The 2,567-nt window shown below is 64.4% G+C and carries 4 protein-coding genes; 3 read left to right on the top strand and 1 reads right to left on the bottom strand.

Features of this window, described 5'->3' with window-relative positions:
* Positions 1–219 precede the first annotated feature (219 nt).
* Both H8R17_RS49705 and H8R17_RS45105 read left to right on the top strand, forming a co-directional pair.
* A complete protein-coding gene (locus tag H8R17_RS49705; RefSeq protein ID WP_187828937.1) occupies positions 220–315 on the top strand; it encodes a hypothetical protein in 96 nt (31 codons plus the stop codon).
* A 25-nt stretch (positions 316–340) separates the two neighbouring features.
* Positions 341–610 (top strand): hypothetical protein, encoded by a 270-nt coding sequence (locus H8R17_RS45105; protein WP_187828936.1) that lies wholly within the window; start codon positions 341–343, stop codon positions 608–610.
* A 423-nt stretch (positions 611–1,033) separates the two neighbouring features.
* Here H8R17_RS45105 and H8R17_RS45100 read toward each other — a convergent pair whose 3' ends face one another.
* The gene (locus H8R17_RS45100; protein ID WP_316959752.1) at positions 1,034–1,363 is read right to left on the bottom strand and encodes a hypothetical protein; all 330 of its coding nucleotides are present in this window, start codon (positions 1,361–1,363) and stop codon (positions 1,034–1,036) included.
* Between the two features lie 898 nt (positions 1,364–2,261).
* Here H8R17_RS45100 and H8R17_RS45095 point away from each other — a divergent pair.
* A partial coding sequence (locus H8R17_RS45095) for a polymorphic toxin-type HINT domain-containing protein (RefSeq protein WP_187828935.1) occupies positions 2,262–2,567 on the top strand: 306 nt, incomplete at its 3' end.

Raw genomic sequence — 2,567 nt, 5'->3', positions numbered from 1 at the left:
ACTGCTTCAGCAACAGTGATCATCCACAAGTGCCGCGGGCGGTTCGCGTTCAGGTCCGGCCTCCCGCGCGGCAGTCACGCTCCGCAGTTCGCGGCACGGCCAGCGAGGACCCCTCCCCGCCTAAATTCGAAGACCCGGCTTGTCGGGCCGCGAGGCGGAATATCTCGGAACTCGCCATCATCGCTGTGGACCTGGCATCATGCCGCAGACGACGGACTTATGCAGCTCGTGCCACGAATACAGCACGAAGCTCCAGGAAACCTACAGAATCTATTCCATCCGGGAGGTGTTGGTGGATTCTCAATCTGGAGGTAAAAACTCCCAGCTCAGGCTAGGTGACGTGCTGCGGGACATCGATCATATCGACGAGAACCTCACGATCTACGGTGAAGAGGGTCAGCCAATCGGGCCATCGATCTTGGTTGCACTGATCGATGAGGAGATTACAGGCCAACCCAAAGGAATGACCTACTTGCTAGAAGTGCATCTAGTGAGGGACGTCCTGCGAGTCTGGAAGAGTTGGCGGGGCGGCCGTGAGCCAAACATCGAGGAAGCATGTTCAGCTGTCGGCTTCTATGCAGCGCACGACGCGTATCAGCCGGTCGAATGATGAACGGCTGAGAGTTAGGAGCCGCGCCTTGCGGTGAGGTCGTGGGATTGATTGACCTCCTCGATGACTGGCTTTTGGGGGACGAGTTAGCAGCCTCACCGGATTTTGTTTCCGGTGGGGCTGCTGCTGCTGGTGTGTGTGGGGTCGTTTGACGGGAATCGGCAAAGGTGACCTGGGTCATCCCCGCGTCCGCGGGGATGACCCAGGTCGAATGGCGGTGCCGCCGGACCGCGGCGGTCCCGTTCCTGCGGCGCCAACCAACCGCGGGCACCCCGCACCCGTTGCCCGCGTCACACCCGCAGCGGGGTGCGGTTTGCCGCAGAGCGGGTGTCCGTGCGAGGGAGGGTGCCGGTCGACCGTGTGCGGACCGTCCCTGCCGGGTGTGACGAGGGTCAGCCGGAACCAGGGAGCGGCGAGGAGCAGTCAGCGGCGGACGGCGGGATCGGAGCTGTCGCGCTCGTCTTCCTCGTCCTCCGGGTCGTCCACGGTGTCGAGATCGTCGTCGGCGGGTGTGGGCAGGCGTGCGCCCCGGCTCACCGCGATGCGGTGCACGTTGCCGAGCGCTTCGGTCAACTGGACTGTCAGCAGATGCAGTTCGCCGGGCGTCCACTGCCGCTTGTCCAGGACACGCTGTGCCTCCTGGAGGAGTTCACCGGCCAGACCGAGTTGGGTCACCTCCATGTTGTCGGCGAGCCGGGACAGGTATCCGACCCCGTCGCCCGCGAGGTAGCAAGGGTTCCCCTCCGGGCCCACCCACGGCAGGAGGCGCGAAGGTGGACACTCGCCGGAGGCGATTGCGGGTTGGCTCGCGCAGCGTGGCGGCCGGATGGGTCCTGCCGCCACCGAGAGCGGCGTGGACTCCATCAAGTCGTCCCTCCGGGCGATGTGGAAGGGGAAGCCCTTCAATCCCATGATCGCGGACGATGATGCCGCTGTACTGGATTCTGCAGTGCAGGAGGGCCTGTCGATCATCACAAACGACAAAAGGTTCTACAAGAACATCGAGAGACTCGGATACTCCAGTGAGCGATATTAGGGTGACGTGATGGACAGGTCGCAATCCGTATCGGACGAAGAGTTGGCAGAGATCGAGGAGCTGTGTGGTGCAGCTACACCTGGCCCTTGGTTCGTCAGGACGCTGGACGACGCTCACGCGATGAATTTGGTGGTCGTGAGTACTGCGCCGGACACCGGCCGTGCGGAACGCTGGCCCGAATTCGACCACCGCGAGATGGTCGCTGCGACTCTTGTCCAGCAACCGAGGTATGTCGACGTGGCTGACGAACGGTGGGACGAGAACGCGGCCTTCATTGGGATGGCGCGTGAGATGCTGCCGCGGTTGGTCACGGAAGTGAGGCGCCTGCGGAGAGCAGGCGACCGGATAGAGCCGCAGAGTCTCCCCCTCGGTTGCGAGCCGAGGGGGAGACTCCGTTTGGTGGCTGACGTGTCATCGTGACGCGGCCGATTCCGCCAGGCCGAGAAGGCCGCAGCCACCGAGAAGGCCGCGGCGGAGAAGGCGGCTGCCGAGAAGGCTGCAGCGGAGAAGGCCGCCGCCGAAAAGGCCCAGGCGGAGTCCGCACAGACGGCAGAGGAGCAGGGCGACAAGATCGCGGGCGGCACGTGCAGCTTCTCGCCCGATACCAAGGTCCTGATGGGCAACGGCTCGGCCAAGCGCATCGACCAGATCCAGGTCGGCGACACCGTCGAGTCCGGCAACCCCAAGACCGGCAAGCAGCAGGGCTCGCACACCGTCCAGCACGTGTGGATCAACCACGACCACGACCTGGTCGACGTCACCGTCCGCACCAAGGACGGCCACACCGCCACGGTCCACACAACGGCCAAGCACCCGTTCTGGGACGACACCATCCACACCTGGGTCCCGGCTGGCAAACTCCACCGTGGCGACGCCCTGAACACCGCAAGCAACGGGCACGTCCACGTCATCGCCGTCCGC

Origin of the sequence: Streptomyces sp. TRM68367 (genome assembly GCF_014495685.1) — a bacterium.
GTDB lineage: Bacteria > Actinomycetota > Actinomycetes > Streptomycetales > Streptomycetaceae > Streptomyces.
The sequence above is the reverse complement of the archived record's forward strand: the minus strand, read 5'-3'. Positions and strand labels throughout refer to the sequence as shown.